Source organism: Pseudomonas sp. NFACC56-3 (assembly GCF_900100025.1).
GTDB classification, from domain to species: Bacteria; Pseudomonadota; Gammaproteobacteria; order Pseudomonadales; family Pseudomonadaceae; genus Aquipseudomonas; species Aquipseudomonas fluorescens_AA.
The window spans coordinates 45,242-68,227 of the sequence record NZ_FMTK01000025.1; the positions used below are offsets into that span (position 1 = coordinate 45,242).

The 22,986-nt window shown below is 54.4% G+C and carries 19 protein-coding genes, 1 tRNA gene and 3 pseudogenes; 10 read left to right on the forward strand and 13 right to left on the reverse strand.

Annotated features, from left to right (window positions below):
• Window positions 1-2: 2 nt before the first annotated feature.
• Entirely contained in the window at window positions 3-818 is an 816-nt protein-coding gene (locus BLO80_RS25360) for a suppressor of fused domain protein (protein WP_092332457.1), read from the reverse strand.
• A 74-nt stretch (window positions 819-892) separates the two neighbouring features.
• Between BLO80_RS25360 and BLO80_RS25365 the strand changes: the two genes are divergently transcribed.
• On the forward strand, window positions 893-1,453 hold the full coding sequence (locus tag BLO80_RS25365) for a nucleotidyltransferase family protein (protein ID WP_092332455.1): 561 nt from the start codon (window positions 893-895) through the stop codon (window positions 1,451-1,453).
• A 132-nt stretch (window positions 1,454-1,585) separates the two neighbouring features.
• Here BLO80_RS25365 and dapF read toward each other — a convergent pair whose 3' ends face one another.
• From dapF to BLO80_RS25380, 3 genes are all read right to left on the reverse strand, one after another.
• Window positions 1,586-2,389, reverse strand: coding sequence for a diaminopimelate epimerase (gene dapF, locus BLO80_RS25370; protein ID WP_092332453.1), 804 nt, complete (start codon window positions 2,387-2,389; stop codon window positions 1,586-1,588).
• Window positions 2,390-2,507: 118 nt separating this feature from the next.
• The gene (locus BLO80_RS25375) at window positions 2,508-3,083 is read right to left on the reverse strand and encodes a GNAT family N-acetyltransferase (protein ID WP_092332451.1); all 576 of its coding nucleotides are present in this window, start codon (window positions 3,081-3,083) and stop codon (window positions 2,508-2,510) included.
• 61 nt (window positions 3,084-3,144) lie between these two features.
• Window positions 3,145-3,915, reverse strand: a complete 771-nt coding sequence (locus BLO80_RS25380; protein WP_092332449.1) for a class I SAM-dependent methyltransferase — start codon at window positions 3,913-3,915, stop codon at window positions 3,145-3,147.
• 441 nt (window positions 3,916-4,356) lie between these two features.
• Here BLO80_RS25380 and BLO80_RS25385 point away from each other — a divergent pair, with 441 nt between their 5' ends.
• Complete coding sequence (locus BLO80_RS25385; protein WP_092332447.1) at window positions 4,357-5,172, forward strand: DUF1206 domain-containing protein; 816 nt, start codon at window positions 4,357-4,359, stop codon at window positions 5,170-5,172.
• 3 nt (window positions 5,173-5,175) lie between these two features.
• On the opposite strand, the gene BLO80_RS25390 is transcribed toward BLO80_RS25385, so the two are convergent.
• On the reverse strand, window positions 5,176-5,664 hold the full coding sequence (locus BLO80_RS25390; protein WP_256573498.1) for a nuclear transport factor 2 family protein: 489 nt from the start codon (window positions 5,662-5,664) through the stop codon (window positions 5,176-5,178).
• Between the two features lie 392 nt (window positions 5,665-6,056).
• On the opposite strand from BLO80_RS25390, the gene BLO80_RS25400 reads away from it, so the two are divergent.
• The 3 genes from BLO80_RS25400 to BLO80_RS25410 all read left to right on the forward strand — a co-directional run bounded on the left by BLO80_RS25400 (window position 6,057) and on the right by BLO80_RS25410 (window position 10,947).
• Complete coding sequence (locus tag BLO80_RS25400; protein WP_092332441.1) at window positions 6,057-7,709, forward strand: RopAA-2; 1,653 nt, start codon at window positions 6,057-6,059, stop codon at window positions 7,707-7,709.
• Between the two features lie 1,218 nt (window positions 7,710-8,927).
• Window positions 8,928-9,296, forward strand: coding sequence for a hypothetical protein (locus BLO80_RS25405; protein WP_092332439.1), 369 nt, complete (start codon window positions 8,928-8,930; stop codon window positions 9,294-9,296).
• Window positions 9,268-10,947 (forward strand): hypothetical protein, encoded by a 1,680-nt coding sequence (locus BLO80_RS25410; RefSeq protein WP_092332437.1) that lies wholly within the window; start codon window positions 9,268-9,270, stop codon window positions 10,945-10,947. The genes BLO80_RS25405 and BLO80_RS25410 overlap by 29 nt, the downstream gene beginning before the upstream one ends.
• 225 nt (window positions 10,948-11,172) lie before the next feature.
• Here the strand turns inward: BLO80_RS25410 and umuC are convergent.
• The 4 genes and pseudogenes from umuC to BLO80_RS25430 all read right to left on the reverse strand — a co-directional run bounded on the left by umuC (window position 11,173) and on the right by BLO80_RS25430 (window position 14,966).
• Window positions 11,173-12,449: pseudogene (umuC, locus tag BLO80_RS25415) on the reverse strand (translesion error-prone DNA polymerase V subunit UmuC).
• Window positions 12,442-12,872 (reverse strand): annotated as a pseudogene (locus BLO80_RS25420) (LexA family protein). Before BLO80_RS25420 ends, umuC begins: the two co-directional pseudogenes overlap by 8 nt.
• 150 nt (window positions 12,873-13,022) lie before the next feature.
• Window positions 13,023-13,862: a hypothetical protein gene (locus tag BLO80_RS25425; RefSeq protein WP_092332435.1), complete on the reverse strand. Its 840-nt coding sequence runs from the start codon at window positions 13,860-13,862 to the stop codon at window positions 13,023-13,025.
• A 75-nt stretch (window positions 13,863-13,937) separates the two neighbouring features.
• The gene (locus BLO80_RS25430) at window positions 13,938-14,966 is read right to left on the reverse strand and encodes a phage portal protein (protein WP_092332433.1); all 1,029 of its coding nucleotides are present in this window, start codon (window positions 14,964-14,966) and stop codon (window positions 13,938-13,940) included.
• A 119-nt stretch (window positions 14,967-15,085) separates the two neighbouring features.
• On the opposite strand from BLO80_RS25430, the pseudogene BLO80_RS30390 reads away from it, so the two are divergent.
• Both BLO80_RS30390 and BLO80_RS29705 read left to right on the forward strand, forming a co-directional pair.
• Window positions 15,086-15,217: pseudogene (locus BLO80_RS30390) on the forward strand (site-specific integrase); the annotation flags it as partial.
• Between the two features lie 26 nt (window positions 15,218-15,243).
• A complete protein-coding gene (locus BLO80_RS29705) occupies window positions 15,244-15,888 on the forward strand; it encodes a hypothetical protein (protein WP_139197116.1) in 645 nt (214 codons plus the stop codon).
• A 51-nt stretch (window positions 15,889-15,939) separates the two neighbouring features.
• Here the strand turns inward: BLO80_RS29705 and BLO80_RS25440 are convergent, their stop codons facing one another.
• Window positions 15,940-16,530, reverse strand: coding sequence for a hypothetical protein (locus BLO80_RS25440; RefSeq protein ID WP_092332429.1), 591 nt, complete (start codon window positions 16,528-16,530; stop codon window positions 15,940-15,942).
• A gap of 231 nt (window positions 16,531-16,761) precedes the next feature.
• Window positions 16,762-16,851 (reverse strand) — tRNA-Ser (locus BLO80_RS25445).
• A gap of 308 nt (window positions 16,852-17,159) precedes the next feature.
• On the opposite strand from BLO80_RS25445, the gene BLO80_RS25450 reads away from it, so the two are divergent.
• The 3 genes from BLO80_RS25450 to BLO80_RS25460 all read left to right on the forward strand — a co-directional run bounded on the left by BLO80_RS25450 (window position 17,160) and on the right by BLO80_RS25460 (window position 19,944).
• Window positions 17,160-17,849 carry a crotonase/enoyl-CoA hydratase family protein gene (locus BLO80_RS25450; RefSeq protein ID WP_092332427.1) on the forward strand — a complete coding sequence of 230 codons (690 nt, stop codon included), beginning with the start codon at window positions 17,160-17,162 and terminating at the stop codon, window positions 17,847-17,849.
• A gap of 266 nt (window positions 17,850-18,115) precedes the next feature.
• Window positions 18,116-18,838: a 1-acylglycerol-3-phosphate O-acyltransferase gene (locus BLO80_RS25455; protein WP_092332425.1), complete on the forward strand. Its 723-nt coding sequence runs from the start codon at window positions 18,116-18,118 to the stop codon at window positions 18,836-18,838.
• A gap of 134 nt (window positions 18,839-18,972) precedes the next feature.
• On the forward strand, window positions 18,973-19,944 hold the full coding sequence (locus BLO80_RS25460) for a magnesium and cobalt transport protein CorA (RefSeq protein WP_092332423.1): 972 nt from the start codon (window positions 18,973-18,975) through the stop codon (window positions 19,942-19,944).
• 73 nt (window positions 19,945-20,017) lie between these two features.
• On the opposite strand, the gene BLO80_RS25465 is transcribed toward BLO80_RS25460, so the two are convergent.
• Together BLO80_RS25465 and BLO80_RS25470 are read right to left on the reverse strand one after the other, a co-directional pair.
• On the reverse strand, window positions 20,018-20,752 hold the full coding sequence (locus BLO80_RS25465; protein WP_092332421.1) for an amidotransferase: 735 nt from the start codon (window positions 20,750-20,752) through the stop codon (window positions 20,018-20,020).
• 88 nt (window positions 20,753-20,840) lie between these two features.
• Window positions 20,841-22,985: a 3-hydroxyacyl-CoA dehydrogenase NAD-binding domain-containing protein gene (locus BLO80_RS25470; RefSeq protein WP_092332419.1), complete on the reverse strand. Its 2,145-nt coding sequence runs from the start codon at window positions 22,983-22,985 to the stop codon at window positions 20,841-20,843.
• Between the last annotated feature and the right edge of the window lies 1 nt (window position 22,986).

Consider the following 22,986-nt stretch of genomic DNA (forward strand, 5'->3'; position numbering starts at 1 on the left):
CCTCACACCACACTCGCCCGATGCAGACTGCTCATATGCCCAACGCCCGCCGCCTTCAAACGGCTCACCAGATCCTCCCGAGCCGCTCGTCCACCGGAACGGACATACTCCAGCTCCGCCGCGGTGATCAATACCACCGGCACCAATCTGACCGGGGACAAGGGCATGTCATCCAGTTGGGTAGGGAAATCCGGTGCCGGGGCGCCGAGCAGAACGCCGGTGGAGTCGTCATCGGTCACGAAGAGTTTGGGCAGTTGATCGCTCATGTGGTGCGATTGGCTCAGCCCGGGAAGTTCAAGGGATAGCGCCCCGTGCTGGTCGAGTTGATGGGTGATACCACCCGCGTCGGCCACCGTTTTGGCAACGTGTTCCAACAATTCGAATGCCCAACTGCGTTTGAAAGGATCGACCTCTCCCACCGGGCCATAAGCGTGCTCGGGGATATCCGCGGTTTCGACGAACAATTCCATTTCGAAGCCGTTGCCCATTCCTTCCGTATCATCGAATGGATCGGACAGGCCTTCAGTGGCGAGAATGATCGCGTCACCACGGCGAACCACGCGGTAGGCCTGGCGGGTCGAAGGCCAGTACGGGCCGCCGGAAAAGGTCGGACTGATCAGGTAGGAAAGAACATCCCGCTCGACCGTGCCGACAGCGCTCCAATGACGGTCCAGGCACGCTGCGCCGGCTTCCCGGACGGCCAGATTGGCTGCTTCAGCCTCGGTCAGGTCGCCAAGCTCGTGGGACTGCGGCGCGGGCTGGTCGTTTTGGGTTTCAGGGGTTTTCGATGAACCGAAGAGCTTCTTGAAGAAATTCATGGACGTTCCTATCCGAAAATTGCAGTTGATGTAGGCTCAGTCACCATGCCTGGATCGATTTCAAAAGGATGAATATGACATTGACGGTCGAAAGTTTGCTCAGCATAGCAATGACCAATCCAATCAACGCGCAAATCACTTCGCGCTTGCCTTCACTCGGCTTGAATCAATGCATGCTCACGGCTGGCTGCCTGTTCCAAGCCGTCTGGAATCATCAGTCGCAGCGCCCACCCGCTTGGGGCGTGAAGGACTACGACGTTTTTTACTTCGACCCCGATCTGTCTTGGGAAGCCGAGAATGAAGTGATCAGCGCCGCCCAGCGTCTGTTTCAGGACCTCGACGTCAACATCGAGATCAAGAACCAGGCGCGCGTCCACCTTTGGTACGGCCAGCGGTTTGGCAAGCCGTATCCTCAGCTACAGTCGGCCAAGGATGGCATTGATCGTTACTTGATTGCGGGTACGTGTATTGGGCTGGATGTTGAAACCGGTGAGGTCTATGCGCCCTATGGCCTGGACGACGTAGAGCAAGGCGTCCTTCGCATGAATCCAAGAAATCCCCAGCCGGACTTGTTCGATGAGAAGGCGAAAAGTTATCAGGCTCGCTGGCCGTGGCTCAGCATTATGGAGAAATGATGCAACCGCCATAATCCTGTGGCGAGGGACCTTTAAGACTATGTATGTCACTTGCTGCCGCCTTCGCGAGCAAGCTCGCTCCCCCGGGAGATTGACGGTGGACACCGGTTCTGTGGAGTTCATCCTATCCACTCAACCTTGACTCATCGTTCCCGAAAAACTCGCCTCCACCGGCCCGATCAGAAAGACCGCGCCCAGGCCATCCCATTGCACCGTCACGCTGCCGCCATCACATTCAACCTCGACGGTACTGTCCAACAAACCACGACGAATCCCATTGACAACCGCACCGCACGAACAGGACCCCGACCCCAGCGCAATACCCGCCCCGCGCTCCCAGATGCGCAACCGAATATGTGTGCGATCAATGATCTGGACAAAATGCACGTTGGTCTTGAGCGGGAACAGCGGGTTGGTTTCGATGGCCGGTCCGATCGTCGCGATATCAATACTAGCCAGGTCATCGACAAAATAGGTGCAGTGGGGATTTCCCATGCTGCAGGCGGCTGGACTGCCAGCAAGTGGCAAGGCAGCGGAGTCCAGTTCTTGCGCCAAGGGAATGTCCGACCAGCCGAAAAGCGGCACGCCCATGTCGACGGAAATGTCGCCGGTGGGGGTACGTTCGCAAGTAAGCAAACCACGGTTAGTGCATAGCACCAGCGAAGTCACATTGGCTTCGCGCATGAGCAGGTCCGCCGCACCTCGTGTCGCGCTGCCACAAACGTCCAGCGCGGAGCCATCCGCGTTCCAGAACATCACCCGCGCATCGGCATCGTCGCAATCGAGCAACACCGCGAGTTGGTTGAAGCCTACGCCCCGGTTCCGATTCCCCATCCGTTGCGCCATGGCACTCGTCATCGCACTGGCCGAATTTCGCGAATCGACAATCACGAAGTCATCGCCATTGGCATGCATCTTATGAAAGCTCAGTGGCATACAAACGCTCTGCTGGAGATGAGTGACGGTTGCATGTGCTCTTCCTTGTTACTTGTTGTCGACGAGGTGCGAGGACCGATGCCCCCGACGATGGCCGTTCGATTGAGGTTGGCGGCTCTCAGATACTCCCCGCCCTTTCATTAACGACGGGTTTTCTCTCAAGCCACGCCTCACGCGTCATCTCCCAGACCTCTTTAAGCAGACGTCCACAGACAAAGTCTCCCTGCTGAGTCCCGATCATGCGCATGCCTTCGCGCTCCGAAACCCTGCGCGAAGCGAGGTTGCCCACCGCCTTGGGCACTTGCATGACGGGGCGTCCCAAGGTTTCAAACCAATAGGCGTTGATCGCCTCACATGCTTCGCGCATGTAGCCCTTTCCCTGCCATTGCGGCGCCAGCCAGAAACCTCGGTTGTTGCCAGGCTGATCGTAGAGGCTGATGCTGCCGATGCTCTGTGGCGGGGCGTCGGCAATACGGATCATCCAGTGCCACTCGCGCCCGGCGGCGACAGCGGGGAGCGCTTGGTCGCGCACGTACGTCAGCGCGCCGTCATTCGGGTAGGGCCAAGGCACGCGACGGTCCAGGTAACGGACCACTTCCCAGTATGGGAATAACTGTTGAATCGCCGGAGCATCCGTCAGTTCAAGGGGTGTGAGGATGAGGCGACGGGTTTGGAATGTGGGGATGGTTTGCATCATGGAAGTCCTTTTCAAACATCATGCTGTCCTTGAAAAACAACCCATTCCAGCGCTGTCCTCAATCCAGACGGCGACACAGATAGGCTTGGGTTTGATAAGGGAAATCAATCGTTTCACGCCCCCTCAAGGAGGGATGCGTGTCGATAAGATGCTGCAACTGATCACTCACCTTGGCCTTTTCGGCGGCAGGCAAGGCGGCGATGAAACTCACCGACAGAAACCGGTCCATGATGACTTCCCTGGCGCTTCCTGAATGTGTGTATCGAAAGCAGGTCGGTTCAGGAGTCGAAAAATAGTTGCCTGTGAAGGGTAACCGCCACGACCCGGTGTGAAAACGCGGGGTATCGCCTTCGTATGGAGTGATGATGTCAGTGATAGCGGCCACCCAGTCCACCGACTCATCACGTACGTTCCAGATCAGGCCCAATCGGCCATTCGCCCTGAGCACTCGGTGAATCTCGGCAAGCGCTTTTTCATTTGCAAACCAGTGGAAGGCCTGGGCACACACCACTGCTTGTGCCATTCCAGATTCGAACGGGATACTTTCTGCCGTCCCCTCCACAATCCTGACGTCCGGCAGGCTTTGGGCAAACTCGGCGCGCATGGCCTCAACCGGTTCGACCGCAATGACATCGAGCACCATGGACTTCAACAATCGAGTGAATTTTCCTGTGCCGGCCCCTAGATCGATAACTGCCGATCCCGGAAGAAGATCCAATTCTTGTTTAAGCCAGGCACTCAGTTCACTTGGATAGTTCGGGCGCCCCTTGGCATAAGTGTGGGCTTGCGATGAGTATCCAACCTGGGCGGCCTTTTGAATGTTTGCCATGAGCAACGACCCTCATTGTAAATGTTGCATTAGCTGGGCTGGCCCCTGGATGGAAGGGGAGAATTATCGCCTAGCCGTTTTCCGCATCTCCAACTGTCTTTCTGAGGCCTTTCGAAGCCACCACGTTGTATGCACCGGTACCAGCCTCTTTCATCGTTTTACCCCCTTTGTTCCTTGTATACCAGGTGCTGGCCACGACGATTGGTTGGCGGCAGCGGGGCTCATACTGTGGCAAGTAGGCGATTGGCCGGCGTAGCCAGGTTATCTGTGTCGCCTTCCTGTGAGTGCTTCGCACTCAAGCGGGAGCAAGCGCCCTCGCCACGGATTCACACCCTAGAGATCAGCGCAGGATCAATGCCGCCGCTACCGCTATCACACTGATCGAACCCACTCGCCATGCCATGGGTCTGCTCCTGTATGTCCTCTTTGGAATCTGCTCCTATGTCCCCATACCAAAGCCTCGTTTTCCTGGCACGAGGTGGCTACGCCGCTCGAGGCGTTATTTACCTGATCATGGGTATCTTCGCCCTGCTGGCGGCTCGCGACTCAAGCAACCCGAAAGACAGCCACAGCAGCCTGGAAACGCTGTTGAGCCAGCCCTTCGGCCACGCCCTGGTGGGTCTGGTGGTGATGGGCCTGCTCGCCTTCGCCGGATGGCGCGTGTTGCAGGCCACTCGCGATGTCGATCATCACGGCAAGGCACTCAAGGGCCTGGTGATCCGCGCAGGCTTGTTGGCGGGCGGGCTCATCAACGGCGCGCTGGCGTTCTTCGCGTTGAGCCTGCTCGTCAGCGGGCTGAAAAGCTCCGGCGGCTCCGGTGGCGGACAGACCCAGGACCTGCTGGCACGCCTGCTGTCCTGGGACCATTCGAACCTGCTGATCTACCTCATCGCTCTGGTGCCATTGGGGGTGGGCATCGCTCACATCATCAAGGGGTGGAAAGCGACGTTCGAGAAGTACTTTGAAGCGGACGAAGACGTCATGCGCTATGTGCGTCCGGTATCGCGCTTCGGTCTGATCGCCCGTGGCGTCGTCTTCATTGAAATCGCCCTGCTGCTGAGCATCAGCGGCTCGACCTACAAGGCCATGGACCCACCCGGCATGAAAGACGCCCTCGACGCGCTGCAGAACCTGCCGGCTGGCGGTGTGCTCCTAATGGCGATGGCGCTGGGTCTGATCGCTTTTTCGGCCTACAGCTTTGCCGAAGCGGCCTGGCGCAAGATCAACATGGATGTGCCCGGCATTTCGCAAACGTAGCGCTTACTGCCCAGGTTTTACGCGATGCATAAGGTCGTTCAACACGTAGGTGTCCAGGAAGGCCTGTACCTTGGTGACCTGACCGTCCTTGAAGGTCATATGCCACATGTAGGTGTTGCGGTAAGGCTTGCGATCCAAGGCCGTTGCCTCACCGTTCCACAGCACCACCACGACATCGTCTTTGGCAACAATGCTTTGGACGGTGGGGGAAATAGGCGTCGCCAGCCGAGCACTGATCGGGCGTACGGCTTGTTCCATGAAATCTGCCTTGCTGTTGTACACGCCCGATACAGGACTGGATCCGGCAACAATCCATGTGGCGTTGGGCGCCAATAGATCGAACACGGTGCCTTTGCCTTGCTGCCAGTTCGTGAATGCTTGACGCAGCCGATCTGCATTGGCGTTTTCCGACGCCCAGACTGGGCTCGTTGAAAGGGCCAGAGACAGTGCGACAGCTATAGGGCGCAAAGCCGAACTCATCCAAGTGGTCATGATTGTTCTCCCAACAATGCAGTTGATAAAAAGTCGTTGGAAGGAAACCTTAACGGCAGGCGCTGGGATCCTGTTGCTCGATACTGTTGCGAATTTGCCTGATGCTGTCTGGGGATGCGTCCTGGTGCGATTGGAGATCGTACACAGCGTTGCCGACCTCCAGACAGCTATCCGCCGATTCATCGAAGCCCCCAACGAGTTCTCAGCCAAATCCATGAAATAACCGCTGTCCTTTGGAACGTTTCTTCCGCCACCGCCACTCAGGGTGAGGATGTCGCCGCTCATAGCGTCCAGATCGAGATGTGTCGGGGCGGGGAATGATGGTGGGTGGCCGTGTAGGCCACCGGAATCATTTGCATTCTTCTATCTGCCGATCACCAGAGGGTAATGCCATGGATAAAATCAATGTAAGCGCAAACCGCGAGCTGACTCGTGTACCTGATGAGCTACAGCACAATGCAGCGCAACAGGTTTCCCACGCTCCCAACCTTACTCCTGTCGGGTCAGCGATGAGCATGCGGCTTCAGGCACATTTCGAGCCCCACCTCGAAATAGATACTGACTCCGGTCAAGTCCTTGCCCCTGCCTCAAGCACTCACAACACGGAGCTGAACGCCATTCGCGATGACCGTGCCCAACGGTTAGAGGCGCAGGGCTATAACGTCCATGACATGGAGAAGGCGGAAAAAAACGCAGCCAGAGCCGACAGACTGTTTGCGTCAATAAAGTCAGCGATGGGGGGGACGCCCTTTGCGGCGCTTACCGAGGCAGGTAATTTCAATCCGTCCATGCTCCAGGTAGGAGGCCTGCATTCCAATACAGTACGCGAAGCGGCTATAGAGAACGCGATGTCATGCTTGTATGCCGGTATGGCTGATGCTGCCGGCAACAAGATGATTGCAGGCTTCAAGCCTGGTTATTACCTTAAACCTGATAGCAACACACTGCACCCGGCGCTTCAAACATCCGTGGCGGAAAAACTGATGGCATTGGACAGAGGTCCATTGCTGAACGCCTTTGACGAAGCCAATAAGTGGCTGACCGGGTTTGCCGTACGTAATACTTTAATGTATGCAACGTCGTTTGCCCTGACGGCGGCTGACCGACAGAGTCTGGATGCAATCCTGCAGCCCGCGCTACGCCCAGTCACGGCTATCCTCGTGGGTGTGGCAATTGAGCATTACAATGTGAGCCTCGACCGCACGAACCATATAGCTGATCCTGCAATGCTCTATGGTCGTCGAGATGCTGTACCGGAGGGGCAGCCGCATAAGCCTGTCGATCAAGAGACCGAATGGCTGGATGACTTCAAGACTTTAAAGGATCTCGATGCCACTGCCCTGGTTAAGATGGTCTCCGCGCGACTTGGTGAAGGCTCGGCTACGGCTCTGAATTCGATCATCAGCGGCGAGGCACTGAAAGAGATGCTAGACCCGGTCAGCGTTCTCGGAAATGGCCTCCTGATTGGGGGTTTTTCTGCGATGGGCGCGGCTACAGCCGCCACAGCCAATTTGGCCAGCTCCAGCCAGCTGGGAAGCATGGCGACTACCGCAGTCAGGGAGGGTGTAAGAAACGTATTGGGTACTCTGGCTTTCGGGCTGTGGGCAGCTGGCGCCTCCCTAGGCGGGTCATTACCGAAAAAAGCCACCGCTGCTGTCGATGCCCATGTACCAAAAGCAGTAGAAGGGAGCGCAGATGCAGTTGGCAGAGTGGCGGTCAAGGGAGGTGAGCTTGCACTCAAGACATCGCTCGCCGGCGCCAGATTTACCAAAGAGGTGGCTGTTTCAGGGGCCAACCACACCAAAAGTGCAGTTCAAGCGGCAGGGGATGGAGTCATCAGCGCCGCGAGCGCCATTGGTTCCACCTCCCAATCGGCTTGGGACAAAAGCATTGGAGCTCTGAGGCAACGTGCGGTGGGTTCCTCTCAAGGCCAAGCCGTTCAAGGTCAGAACATACCCATGCAGCCGCTCGCAGCTCCGCAGACCCAAACAACGTCCTCAGCGCCCCCGCGTCCCCCTGCTCAGGATGGTAGCGATATCGTGTAAGTTCCGCTGGCTGCCTGCAGCATCCGAAGGAAAGCACGGTCCCCCATATCGCCCTTTTCCAGACGCCAGAAACCACAAACCCCTGACTTTCTCTAGGAAAATCAGGGGTTTGTGTTTGCAGAATGTGGCGGTGAAGGAGAGATTCGAAAGCACCCGATTGCGATTTTCGCGAAGTCGCCCCCCGGTTTATAAGGGTTTCAGGGCGATAGTTAGCGCGCAAGCGTTCCCATGGCAGTCCCATGGAGTCTGTGCAGCAACAGGAAGCGAGCTGCCATATAGGGCTTTACGCGTTTTTTTGGGAACGGCGTCGGAAATGAGCCATTTTGGTAACTCGATTCTCTGGTTTACCTGAGAGCTAGATTTCACTGCCCTGTATAGGACTGGTGCAAGGTAATTTTTAAGCAGTGTGAAAGTAAGGCAATTACCTTTCAAGAAAGTGATTTTTATTTTTTTTAATTTCATATAAATCAATTAGTTACCAGCAAAACACTTCTCTCCTTACTCAAAATCACTTCCCGAGATCATCCAGCAAAACCAATAAATACGGGGATTGTCGATGCGATAGTTTCCGAATCACCACCTTACTTTTTTCCGACTGCGATCCTGCGTCTGATGGTGAATCGCACTTGGCGACAAGCCACGTCCTGGGGGACACATCGGGCTACCCTTCGCAGGGATTCGCAGGCTTTTTGCTCTCCACGATCATCACGGTGACGCCCAGCCTTAATCCCGCTCAGCAATGTGCAGGAATGCAGAATAGAAGACCTATCTAGACCGCAGGCGTGATGGGGGGATGACGGCGCGCGCCGGGATCTGCTGGAGCCTACGAAGCTTACCGCGGCCCCTAAATGAATTTATCGCCGCCACCGGATAACTCTACTGTGCTCCACATCCGTATCCATATCCAAGTAAGCGTCTAGCCATTCACCTTTTTCGAACTCCAGCATTAGGGGCGATAGCGGCCCTGAGCGATGCAGCCGCACATGCTTGGAGGGTTATGTCGGAGCTGAATGGCCCTGCAGCAAAGCGCTCACTCCGTCATGAAGCGGATTTGGAGTAGCGGGCAGCGTAGGGATCGGTTTTGACGAGCTGTTGCCTCCTTCGGATTATTGATTTCACGGCTTCAAAAAGCACGAGCCTCAGACATAAGTAGAGTGGAACCAGCAATATCAAAGTGCTATATTTCTTGCGCAAATTTACTAAGGATTTGGGAACGTTATGGACGATATTAACTTCGTCACGATATGTGACGGTTTTTTCAACGACCACGAAGCCGTAGAATATCGAACCAGAAATGGTTATGAAAAGGTATATGAGAAAGCCAGGCAGCAGATTAGCGATACCGGCCAAGTGCTTTCGACAATCATTTACCTGCGGCAAAAGCTTGTAATCCTGCATCATCAAAAGAAACTAGACTACTCCAAATATAGCCCAGTACTGGACTCTATTCGTGAGATCGCTAGAGAACAGCTGAAACCTAGTTTATCTGCGTTGCCTGAGACCAACTGGGAACAACTGATCAGAATAGTTATAGAGAATCGCAAAGAACTTCACTTTTTTGAAATCGAAACACCCCCCCCAGCTTGAGAGCAAACTACATACGTTTGCCTATTCATACCTTAGGCTAAAAAGTATTGGCGTTGAATTTATCGAGAATGATTACAATTTTTATATATCAGACAGTAGCCATGAGCTCATCAATACTAATATTGAGCGGATTTGCCGCGAGTATGGAGGCGAGGAGCTGTTAAGCGCCTTGCTGGATCGTCTTGGAAAAACATACAGCGCTATTACTGGGCGCCTCATGGAGTACCGCCAAGTTTCAATGGGCACAACAGAAGTTCACGCGGCAATGCCATTCGGTTATCTCCTGGCTATAGCATCAAAGTATGCAGGCACCCGCGGAAATAAGGATCCTAGACTTTTAGATCGTTTGTTGATGTTGATTGCAGATATTATTGTTGTCTATGAGATACAGCCTTACAGCCAGCTTGAGGCTATGTATATCAAGGAAGAGGGGCTTATTGAATTCATTAGAACCAATATCTTGTATGACAATTTTGTTGGTATTGCGCAGACAAAAGCGAGTTATGCCTCGTCCCTGATAAAGCTCTTGCATGCTAAATTTGATGGAGCTAAATATGAATCATTTGGTGTGCCAGTAAAGGATGTCGCCAGGGTAGCCCTTGCGTTGATTTCTAAAGCTGAGCCTAAAAAATTTACCACTGTGACTGTCAAAGACCTTGCTTTGAAAACAAGGATACCTGAGTTCAAAATTTTAGCGGCAATGGACAATCTATTGAGCGTGGCTTCTGGAGACGTAAATTCAGGCCTGCAGTTTCCGCCTTCAAGCCTAGACATAGATCATTATTTCAAGCCAGCAATAAAAATAGGAAAAACATATAAGATTTTTCCAAAAAGCATTGCTTCACTAGGCTGCATTAACACAGTTTGTGCTTCTATCGGCCTTCCAAATGGTAAATGGGCAAATGAAATCGATAGCGAACTAGGTTATGCCATCGAAGAGTACCTTCGGAGAGCCTTCGTCGATAAAGGTATAAGCATCACCTATGGCGACCGATTCGGTGGCGATTCTGATCTCGAAGTGGACTTGTTATGCGAGACCGATAAAGATATTTTTATATTTGAGATGAAGAAAAAAGGACTCACTCGTCAGGCTCAATCTGGGGATCAGAGCAAAATTCTGACGGATCTCGCCGATAGTGTCCTTGCATCTCACTTTCAAGCCATGCGTATCGAGAACGTACTAAAAAATAATGACTCCCTACATCTGATTAACAAGGAGGGCGAGCAAACTATTCGCTTGAACAACCGGCAGGTGCAACGAATTTCTGTGAGTCTTCCGGATTTCGGTGCATTACAAGATAAAACAGTATTACAAAGACTTCTTACTATTGCGGCATTCAGTCATGCTAGCCACCCGAATAGCGATGAGGATAAGAAGTTGAGAAAATGGAGAGAATATTCCGAAAAACTAAAAAATCTTGCCATGGCAAATGGAGAACTGGATGAACACAGAATGCCATTTCATAATTCTCTATTCATGAGCATTCCGCAAATTATAATGATCCTTGAAAAATCGGATGATGCAAATGACTTCTTCAAACACATTAAGAGTTTTATAGGGATGACTACAGGTAGTAGAGACACATATACAGAGTTTTTGAATCGTCTTACATTCCTAGATAGATGTAAGGCTGAGGGTTTGCCTGTCTGACTGCGCGGAAGTAAATGGTGCCTTTTGATGCCGGCTAACGGAGTGGGCAAATCACATCGTCAGCCTCAACCGATATTAGTTTTCGTAGATGATCAGTCAGGGCAAAGTGAGAAATGGTCGGCTTCCTCTCACTCAGCCCATGACTTACCGCTTATGGCCGATACCAGCCCGTCATCCTGTCATCTGACTTAGATGTTGGATCTCTCGGAACGGGGCAGTTGTCGCCTAATTACAAGCAACAACCCATAATTGATCCAGTCTCGTTGTAAAACTCCGACTCATCATCTCCCGACGCATCCCCCAACCAGGATTGACGGGCACGCTGGCTGACCGGAGTGTCCCCCTCCCCATCGCCCGTTGATCTGGTCCAGCACCACCATCAATTTCGTGGCGTCGGCAGATTGGGAGGTGGCAAACAGGTCGTCGGTGTACTCTCCCTGCTGACAGAGATTCATCAACAACACCTCAGCCTTGCTGTACTTGAAGCCTGGCCGGAAGACTCGGTCGAGCGCGTCCACCGCAGCCTTGGTCAGCAACCGAACATCATCGGTGGGATACGGCAGGTCAATCAGCACTCCGTTGGCGTACTTCGCCTCCTCGGGGTTGAACATGCCGGTGCGGATGCTGACGCGGATCTTCTTGCACAGCGACTTCTGTCCCCAGAGTTTTTCCCAGGCACGCATCATGTAGGTAGCCCACTGCTTCCTTGATGGGTGCCAACTCCGTGAGCCGCTTACCAAACATCCGGCTACAACAGATCTCCTGCTTCGGCGGGTCCGGCTCGTCCAGCTCCAGGCACGGTGTGCCGCTCAGCTCCCGTGCAGTCTTCTCGATCACTACGCTGAACTTCTTGCGTAGCGTCCATGGGTCGGCTTTTGCCAGGTCCATCGCGGTTTTAATACCCATGGCGTCCAGGTGCAGCTTCATCTTGCGACCGACACCCCAGACCTCTGACACGTCGGTGTTGCGCAAAACCCAGTCACGCTTGAACGGGTCGCAGATATCGACGACGCCGCCGGTTTCCACCTGGAGCCGTTTGGCGGTGTGATTTGCTAGCTTTGCCAGGGTTTTAGTGTGGGCGATCCATACCCCGACCGGGATGCCGGTGCAGCGCAGCACCTGGCTGCGGATCTTCCGCCCGAGGGCATCCCGGCCGTCGATACCTGTCATGTCGGCAAAGGCTTCGTCGATGCTGTAGACCTCAACGACAGGCACCATTGATTCAATGAGTGTTATGACCCGCTCACTCATATCGCCGTAGAGCGCGTAATTCGACGAGAACGGGACGATGTCGTGCTTATGCAGCTTGTGCTTGATCTGGAAATACGGCTCGCCCATCTTCACATAGGGCTTGGCATCGTAACTGCGGGCGATCACGCAGCCATCATTGTTGCTCAGGACCACGATGGGCACGCGGGCCAGGTCGGGCCGAAACAGGCGCTCGCAACTGGCGTAGAAGCTGTTGCAGTCGATCAGGGCAAAACCGGCTGGGGTTTAGACATGGCTGCGCACGCTGAATGTAATGACGCCCCAGATCACTAGCTCGTCGCCCTCAAGCACGTACCTCGGTGGATACTTTGGGTTCTCCGATAGGAGAATCACCTCTCTGCCGCGAATGCAAAGTCGCTTGCATACGGGCTCGTTGTTGAGCAGCGCTACGACGATGTGACCGTGCGCAGGCTCAAGAGCGCGGTCCACCACGGCGAGGTCCCCCTCAAAAATGCCGGCGCCTGCATGCTCTCCCCCGCGATAGACACCAAGTACACATGCGGGGCGCGAATGTTCAGAACCTCATCCAATGAGATGTGCGCCTTGATGTGGTCCGCTGCTAGGGACGGAAACCCGGCGGGCACTCGAAACGAACACAAAGGTAGCTTCAAGCACCGGTGGCGATAGGGCCTAAAATTGAGAAGCTCATGACGCACGACACCCAAAATACTGTACAAGAATACAGTTAACTTTATACAAGGTGTGCGGTCAATTTGGTATAGGAAAAATCTGACAGGCGGGACCGGGGCAGCCCATATGCAAGCACTGCGCGGGACCAAGCAAGCCTCATAACCAAGTGAAAATAGTTATCCGTCAAATTTATTCAAATAGGCTTTAAGTGATTCAACATCAAAATAGGGCTTAGGGGTGGAATTTAGATACTCATTTTCCTCCACATTCATTTTCAAACTTGTAACTCCCGTACCTTTATATTTTTTATCGATAACAGCGGACACCTTCGCCATTGCCTCACCTAAAGTTTGAATGGCCTCATCTAAAACCTCAATCATTTGCTCCGTCATAATGTGTAATGAGACCAACTGCCCTTCACCCACTGCTTTATACAATTCTTCAAGGCTATGCCCCCCACCTTTTTTTAGATTTGACTGCTTGAGCGTCGCCCTATATTCATCAAGCGACAGGTTACGATTTGAAAAATTCTCAAAACATGCTCTATATCTAGCATCAGCAAGATAAAGAACATCTATGATTGTCGCATCTTTTACCGACAGGGCGACATCAATTATTTTCGGATCTATTCGCTCAGTCACACTAGGATTGCTAGGGATCTTAGAAATATCGAGAAATCTAGCAGGGTGCTCACGACTGGGATAAATGTTATATTTTTTTATTGAATAAAGATCATTCAATTGCGCTGAAAGACAAACAACAGTTTTGTGTACGGTTGAAATCTCCGACTTTTCTTCTTTTTTACGCTCATTTTTTATTTGAAAAACATAGGAACATACAGCACCAGAGATTGCCCCACCAAAACCAGCCGCTACAGGACCGCCTACATCCTTAAGCACCGCGACGATTAAGGGGCTTATCATTTGCACCAGGTCCTGAGAGAAGGCAAACAACACCAGTAACAAGAAAAAAAACAGAACAATCCCTGCTAGCGCGCCAGAAAAAAACAAAAACATAATACAATGTACCTCTTTATACTTATAAAAGTTGACTACACACATTACATGCTAGCCAACCCCAGAGTCACCATTTTAACTTTTTTCGATAGCGAAATAATAGGGTTTGAAGCGCAACACTTCCTCCCCGATCCAGTAATTCAATTGGGTCATCCGCGTCTGAATAGGCTCCAGCTCGTTAGCCGTATAGATTAGCGCCGCCTCCCTGATCGATCCAAACCCACCTGCGTTCTGTGGCACAATGCCCATCAACTGCGGAGGAATGCGCAGACTCGCCAACACATCATCCTGCGTCTGATTCTTAATTGAGTTGAATTCATCCTTCGCCGCCACCTCGCTGACGGGGATCAGCTGAATCCCGTCCTTCTTGCCCGTGGGCGAATAGACAAACAAGTTTCGAAAATTCCCCGGCCCCTTGGACTCCTTCAATGCTTTACGCAAGGCATCGATATCCGCCTCAGTCTGCGCCGCGTCGGTCATGTACAGAATGAAACCGGCGTGACTGCCATTCTCGTAATACTTGCGCCGAAACAACGTCGCCGACTCATTCAACAACGCCGACTGCAACGCACTGATCCACTCCGGCAACCCATAAATTTCCTGGTGCAAATCCGCCTCACGCAGATGAAAAATGCTCCCCGGCTCAAACACGTGCTCATTCTTCCAGCCCTGCACCTGGTAGAACTGCCCCTCCGGCCCAACGCGCATGTACTTCGCCAGCGACGGCACCAGTTGCCAAGTGTTGCCCAGCATCGAACGGCGTTTCTCCAGATACCCATTCCCCAGGCACAAGAAGTCCAGGGCGAACTGTTCAAAAGCCGCCCGGGACAACATCGGATGCGGAATAAACGTTTTGCTCAACAGGTTGCGCTTGAACATCAATCCTGAATGCAGATGCACGCTCGCCCCCACCGACCGAGCCAGGCCGTTGAGCGCCAGAGGTGGCTCATACCACCGCCCGTTAAACCAACACTCCAGGTAATCGAACACCTCCCGACCACCCAGCACCGGCGTCGGGTCACCGAAGCTGAATACCTGGGTACCCGCACTGGCGGCGTCGAGGGTGGCCGGCAGTAGCGCTTGGCTGGCGAGTTGTTCGGTCATGTGAAAATCTCCATTCGCCCGGTATTGGCAACGGTCTGCCCTTCGAGCGGTTCGTTCTGCAATGCGTGAAAGAGCGGCGACGTTGGACAGGGTCTTGTGCCAACCCACTTCCTGATCGATCTTCGATTGATTGGATCGCGGAGCAGATGGGGCATACGAATGGGAATATGATTCGACAGCACTATGGGACATGGATTAATGAGGATGGGCCGGATGTTGTTGGTATGCTTCAGCACGCGCTTGGTTTATAAATTTTTTACTTTATGGATGGCATAAAATGCCCTTACTGCATCGATATGATTCACTTCTATTGAAAAAGAATGTTGCTCTTGCACAACCCTATTCCCATCGCATGAGTCAATGCCTGGCATTGCGACTTCATAATTATTCTTTGCTCAGGCGACTCAACAAATTTTCGGTATTAGATGAAATCGCGCTACTTGAAAAAACATCAACCAGTAAATTTACCGGCACAAAAAAATCTGAAAAATTCAGAGGTCCAATTCTGGGACGTTTCTGGCACAAGCATTATTTCGACGCACAACATTTACCTCAGAATGTAGTTAACAAATGGTTCAGCGACTACGCAGTAAATCAAGACTTACTGAAAGATAAGCTACATGAAATTTTGATGATAGATGAAGATGACTCAGACATGGAAAATTATCGACTAACCAAGGCCAACCAAATATCACACGCCATCGTTTATGGTGGAATCGAAGCGAGAAAAAGAAGGGGAGCCCTGACAGGTGAATGGTTAATTTACTACATCCATGATGGGCTCAACTACTATTTAGATTTAGCTGACCATAAAGAATTAGACGATCAACAAAAACTCCTTGATCGCTTAAAGGACGAGTGCGCCTGGGAATTCCCGTTTGCGTTCGAAACTCCAACCGGCGACGAAGCGCCCCCCGTCTAAAATATTGGAAGCAAACGGGCTACAAGCTTTCATTCCTATCTGTCAACGCGGTTAGTGCTTAGGGATGGCGGCGATCTCGAAGGTGATACTGTGAGCTGTAAATGCCTCTTGAATCCAGAGAGTGAACTTAAGCATAAAAGCCATAAATATAATAAGAAATCTTATTCTGTTATCAGCTCCCACCCAAGAGTGAGTGATGGTCATTGAATTACCGTGCTGATCTTTCCCTCCTGCGTACACCGATAAATCTTCACACCTTAAAATTTGAGCCGTTGACTCTATGGCGTCAATTTTTTTCTTCAGCGCGTCTACCATAGATCCTTCAAGGGCATACCCCTTCCTATGGGAGAAACGATTCCTAATCTCGTTAATCTTATCCATCACGACGTAGATATCGTCCGGCATTCCAAGATCTTTTGACTTAGAAAGTTTGGTCCTGAAGGGTACAAAACCTTTGTTGTACATATCTTCAGTGCCAGTCAACTTCCTAGACCAAAGATTTAAAAACTCTTCAAGTATCAAATGAGCCCTTAGCACACAAAGGGCCTCGTCGGGGATATTGATCATTGCGAGGAAGTCATTCGGTTCAAATATCCTACTGAAATCAGCTCCTACCGCAACATAAGCTTCATTAGTCGCCATATCCACCTCTAGCCCATTCATCGATCGTATCAGATCGCATAGTCACGTTGATGCGGCCTTTCGTACCGGCAGGTCAAACAGCCAGCGATAATCCGGCCTCTGGGAAAGCTAGCATGACCGAAAAAAGAAGCCATGTTCCCAAATTGTTCCCATATCGCCCTTTTCCAGACACCAAAAACCACAAACCCCCGACTTTCTCTAGGAAAATCAGGGGTTTGTGCTTGCAGAATGTGGCGGTGAAGGAGAGATTCGAACTCTCGATACAGTTTCCTGTATACACACTTTCCAGGCGTGCTCCTTAAGCCACTCGGACACTTCACCGTATCTCGGCAAACTGTTCAGTCTGTCGAGGCGCGCTAATGTAGTCGAAAGCTTTTCCGATGGCAAAGGTTTTTTTCAGAATTTTCATGCGGTTAAGCTTGGTTGAGCATTTCAAACGCGTCTGGGCAGGGCAAACCGGCCAATCTTCGGGGCTGTACAGGCAAGGCTCTATAGATGGAGGCTTGGCGGGATGGGCGGGCCGGGCTGTTTACGGGGCCTGGGGCTGACCGGTGAGTCAGTCACGGTGCTTTACCTGGCCTGCGGTGGTGGGTAACGTCTGCGACACTTCTCTTACAAGGAATAGCGTCATGAGCGACTTGATTGCTTACCATCTCGAAGACGGTATCGCGACCCTGACCTTGAACAACGGCAAGGTCAATGCCATCTCGCCGGATGTGATTGCCGCGTTCAACGCTGCGCTGGACCAGGCGACGGCGGATCGGGCGGTGGTGATCATTACCGGGCAACCGGGGATTCTGTCGGGTGGCTACGATCTGAAGGTGATGACCGCCAGTCCCAAGGAAGCGGTAAGCCTGGTCACGGCCGGCTCGACGCTGGCCCGTCGCCTGTTGTCGCACCCCTTCCCTGTCGTTGTCGCTTGCCCCGGGCATGCGGTGGCCAAAGGTGCGTTCCTGCTGTTGTCGGCGGATTACCGCATTGGTGTGGAGGGGCCGTTCAGCATTGGCCTGAACGAAGTGCAGATCGGCATGACCATGCACCACGCCGGTATCGAGCTGGCGCGTGATCGCCTGCGCAAGTCGGCGTTTCACCGCTCGGTGATCAATGCCGAGATGTTCAATCCCCAGAGCGCTGTGGATGCGGGTTTCCTCGACAAGGTGGTGTCGGCCGAGGAACTGCAAGACGCGGCCCTGGAAGCAGCGCGTCAGTTGAAGAAAATCAACATGTCCGCCCACAAGAACACCAAGCTGAAAGTTCGCAAGGCCCTGCTGGAGACGCTGGACACTGCGATTTTGCTGGATCAGGAGCATATGGGCTGACGCTTGTAGGCGCTGTCGAGCGGAGCGAGTCAGCGCCTACGAGCCCAGCGGGAGCAAGCGCCCTCGTCACAGATGTCCCCTCCCTAGGGCGGGGCTTTTTCCTACGCGCATCGTTTAAAAGTCCGTAACCGCTCTAGGCCGCTTCCCTCACGCAATGTGGAAACATGCGCTTAAACATCGTCCATTTCCTACCTCTATAGGGGCAATTGCCGAAAACAGTGCACATCCGTACACTGCGCCACCTTTTGTCCCGATGGGGCCTGTAGATGCTGTTTGTATTGCGTATGTTGTTGATGGGCCTGCACTTTGTCCTGGCGGGTGTGCTCGGAGTGATTCTGGGCCTGTGCAGGCCGTTCAATCCGGACAACAGCCGTTTATGTGCAAGGCTGTACGCGTTGCCGGCCATGTGCATCTTGCGCCTGCGGGTCCGGGCGCAGGTCGACACCCTAGTGGATAAGCCCAACGGCTGCGTCATCATCGCCAACCATCAATCCAACTATGACTTGTTCATGTTCGGCAACGTAGTGCCGCGCCGCACTGTGTGCATCGGCAAGAAGAGCCTGAAATGGGTGCCGCTGTTCGGGCAGTTGTTCTGGCTGGCGGGCAATGTGTTGATCGACCGTAGCAACGCGATCAAGGCACGACGGTCAATGCTGACCACCACCCATACGTTGCAACACGAGGACACCTCGATCTGGGTCTTTCCGGAAGGCACACGGAATCTGGGCGAGGATCTGCTGCCTTTCAAGAAAGGCGCATTCCAGATGGCAATCGCCGCCGGGGTCCCGATTATTCCGGTGTGCGTCAGCAGCTACATCAAGCACATGCGCCTCGATCGCTGGCGCAGCGGTGACATCCTCATACGCTCGTTGCCGGCGATTCCTACGGCCGGATTGAGCATGGATGACATGCCCCGGCTCATCGCCCAATGCCGTGAGCAGATGCGCGAATGCATCGCGGTAATGGACCGGCAGTTGCAAACTGCCTAATGGAAAGCCCGCCCCTCGGCGGGTTTTCTTTTGCCGCCGAACTCCGCAGATTTTGCTGACTCTCAGGCTAGAGGGCGCGCTAAGCTGGACATTGCCTGCTACTGCCATTTTCCAATAAGAAGTGAACCACCATTATGGGTAGAGTCGTTGCTGCTGCGGTTTACAGCGCCGGTAAGAAAGTCACCAATATCACCCTCGACGAAGGCAGTGCCTGGGCTGCCAAACCTGGTCATTTTGTGTGGATCGGTCTCGAAGAGCCCAGCGCCCTGGAGCTGACCAACCTGCAGCGTCAATTCAACCTGCACGAATTGGCCATTGAAGACGCCATGGAGAAACACAGCCGGCCCAAGCTGGAGACCTTTGGCGATGCGCTGTTCATCGTCACGTATTCGCCGATACGCAAGGACGGCAAGCTGCAGTTTATCGAAACCCATATCTTTGCCGGCAAGGGCTACATCATCACCGCTCGCAACGGTCATTCAGCCTCCTACGCCCACGTCCGACAGCGCTGTGAGGCTCGTCCTATTCTGCTGGAGCATGGCGAAGATTTCGTGCTCTACGCGATCCTCGATTTCGTGATCGAAAACTACCTACCGGTGGGTGAAGCCATTCACGCCGAGATCGATGAGCTGGAGCGCAACGTGCTGTGCAGCGCCCTGAATGAGCGAGACATCCAGAACCTGCACAGCTTGCGCCGCGATGTATTGCGCCTGCGTCGTTACGCGGCGCCCATGGTGGAGATTAGCGAGGAGCTGCAGCGGCTGGACTTCCCCTTTATCGACAAGAACATGGGGCCGTACTTCCGCGACGTGCAGATCCACGTCACGCGGCAAATGGAAGACTTGGCCACCCTGGCGGACATTGCCAGCCAGACCATTGAAGTCGGGGTGCTGCTGGAAGCCTCACGCCAGAGCGTGGTGCAGCGAAAATTTGCAGCGTGGGCGGCGATTCTGGCATTCCCCACCGCGGTGGCCGGGATTTACGGGATGAACTTCGAGAACATGCCGGAGTTGACCTGGCACTATGGCTACTTTCTGGTGCTCGGATTCATCGGGATTGGATGTACGGCTTTGTGGGCGAGTTTCAAGCGGTCGGGTTGGCTGTAGGCCTGTTCTCCTGGGGGAGCTGCGCGGCCTGCATCGCGAGCAGGCTCGCTCCCACATTGGAGAGGGGTGATCGTTAGCCTTGGGTGGTTTCGGCCTGCGGCTTGTGTGCGACGAAACGCATCATCCACTCCGCCACCGTGGTGCCGTGATGCTCGTGGGCCAGGCTCGCCATGCCCTGGCTGTAGATCTGCTCGCCGAGGTGTTGCTGACGAATCTCCAGCAAGGCCCGGGAATAATCGTGGATGAACTCCGGGTGGCCCTGGAAGCACAGTACCTGGTCGTTGATGTGATAGGCAGCGAACGGGCAGAAATCGCTGGAGGCGATGACCGTCGCGCTTTCGGGCAGTTGGGTGACCTGGTCCTGATGACTGATCAGCAAGGTCAGCTCTTCCATCACCGGGCTCATCCACGGCGCCTTGGCGGCGAGTTTGTAGCGATGGGTGCCGACGCCCCAGCCTTGGGTGGCGCGTTCGGTCTTGCCGCCCAGCAACAACGCCAACAGCTGATGGCCAAAGCACACACCGAGCAATTTATCGCCCCGCTGGTAGCGCTCCAGCAGGTAGGTCTTGAGGGTTTGAATCCAAGGGTCGGTGCCGAAGGAGTCAGCCTTGCTGCCCGTCACCAGATAAGCGTCGAACTGCTCATCATCGCTGGGGTAATACCCCTCCATCACGTTGTACACGATGAATTCGGCCGCGATGGGCTGCTGTGAAAACAGGCGCTGGAACATCTGCCCGTAACCCTGATATTGGTCGACCAGTTCCGGACGCAGGATATCGGTTTCCAGAATGCAGATGCGTAGCGACATAAAAAATACCTGACACGATGATGGGAATATTGCACACCCAGAGCCTGCCCTGAAACACGGTTCCAAGGCAAGCCCCTTCCCCGGTCTGTCAGAACAGTTCGTGCCGGGCGGCTTTCTCCAGCAACAAGGCCGGCGGTGAGAAACGCTCGCCGTATTGCTCGGCCAGGTACTGGGCGCGACCGACAAAGTCCTGCAAGCCGTATTGGTTGATGAACTGCAACGCACCGCCGGTCCAGGCCGCGAAACCAATGCCAAAGATCGAGCCGATGTTGGCATCGGCCGTCGAGGTCAGCACCCCCTCCTCCACGCAGCGCACGGTCTCCAAGGCCTGGATGAATAGCAGGCGATCACGGATATCCTGGGGCGAAATCTGCCCATCGGCTTGCTCGAAGCGGCTCTTTAGCTGCGGCCACAGGTACTTCTGCCCGTTGGCCGGGTATTCATAAAAACCGGCGCCGGCGGCCTTGCCCGGCCGCTTGTATTCGTTGAGCAGCAAGTCAATCACGGCTAATGCCGGGTGCTCAATCGGCGTTTTCCCTTCTGCGTGCAGGTCCTTGGCGGTTTGCGCGCGGATATGGCTCATCAGGCTGAGGGAAACTTCGTCAGAGATCGCCAGAGGCCCGACCGGCATCCCGGCCTTGCGCGCTTCCGTCTCGATCATCGGTGCACTCACGCCCTCGCCGAGCATGGCGATGCCCTCATTGGTAAAGGTACCGAACACCCGCGACGTGAAGAAACCGCGACTGTCGTTGACCACAATCGGCGTCTTGTTGATCTGCAGGACAAAATCGAAACCCCGAGCCAACGTCGCGTCACTGGTACGCGCGCCTTTGATGATCTCCACCAAGGGCATTTTTTCCACCGGGCTGAAGAAGTGCAGGCCGATGAACTTCGTCGGGTCCGGCACGGCCATGGCCAGGCCGGTGATGGGCAAGGTCGAGGTGTTGGAAGCGATCACCGCGTCGTCGCCCGCCACCGCCTGGGCGGCAGCCGACACGCTGGCTTTCAGGGCGCGATCTTCAAACACCGCTTCGATGATCAAGTCGCAACCGGCCAGGTCAGCATTGTTGTCGGTGGCTTGAATCCGCGCCAGCGTGGCGTCGCGCTGCTCGGCCGTGAGTTGGCCACGGCCGACCTTTTTATCCAGCAACGCCGCCGAGCGGGCCTTGCCCTGCTCGGCTGCCGCCAGGTCGACGTCCTTGAGGACCACGGCAATGCCGGCCACGGCGCTGACATAGGCGATTCCCGCCCCCATCATGCCTGCACCGAGCACGCCGACTTTTTTTGTCAGATAAGGCGCCACACCTTGTGGGCGAGAGCCACCGGCCTTGATCTCGTTGAGCTGGAACCAGAGGGTACCGATCAGGTTCTTCGCCACTTGGCCGGTGGTCAGTTCGGTGAAGTAGCGGGTTTCGATCAGGTGCGCGGTGTCGAAATCCACCTGGGCCCCCTCCACCGCCGCGCAGAGGATTTTCTCCGGTGCCGGCAGGCAGCCCTGGGTCTTGTTGCGCAGGATCGAGGGGGCGATCGCCAGCATTTGCGCGACTTTCGGGTCGGACGGCGTGCCGCCCGGGAGCCGATAGCCCTTTGCATCCCAGGGTTGCACGACGTTGGGGTTGGCCAGAATCCAGGCCCGGGACTTGGCCAGCAGTTCCTCACGATCCTTGGCCAGCTCGTCGATCAATCCGGCCTGCAGCGCTTGTTGTGCATTGACCTTCTTACCTTCGAGCAGATACGGCAGGGCCTTTTCCAAACCGAGCAGGCGCACCATCCGCACCACCCCACCGCCCCCCGGCAGCAGCCCGAGAGTGACCTCCGGCAAGCCGAGCTGCACCGATGGCTGCTCCAGCGCCACGCGATGATGACAAGCCAGGCAGATCTCCCAACCACCGCCGAGGGCCGCACCATTGATGGCTGCCACCACGGGCTTGCCCAGGGTCTCCAAGGCCCGCAGTTGCGCTTTAAGCAGCAGGACCATGTCGTAGAATGCCTTGGCCTCGGGCTTGCCGACCTTGACCAGTTCATTGAGATCACCACCGGCGAAGAACGTCTGCTTGGCCGAAGTGATGATCACACCGGCAATCGAGTCCTTTTCAGCCTTCAAACGGGTAACGCAAGCGGCCATGGCCTCGCGGTAGCGTGCATTCATGGTGTTGGCGCTCTGGCCCGGCATGTCCAGGGTCAGGACGACGATCCGGTCCTGGCCGGTTTCGTAACGGATGGCAGCGGTCATG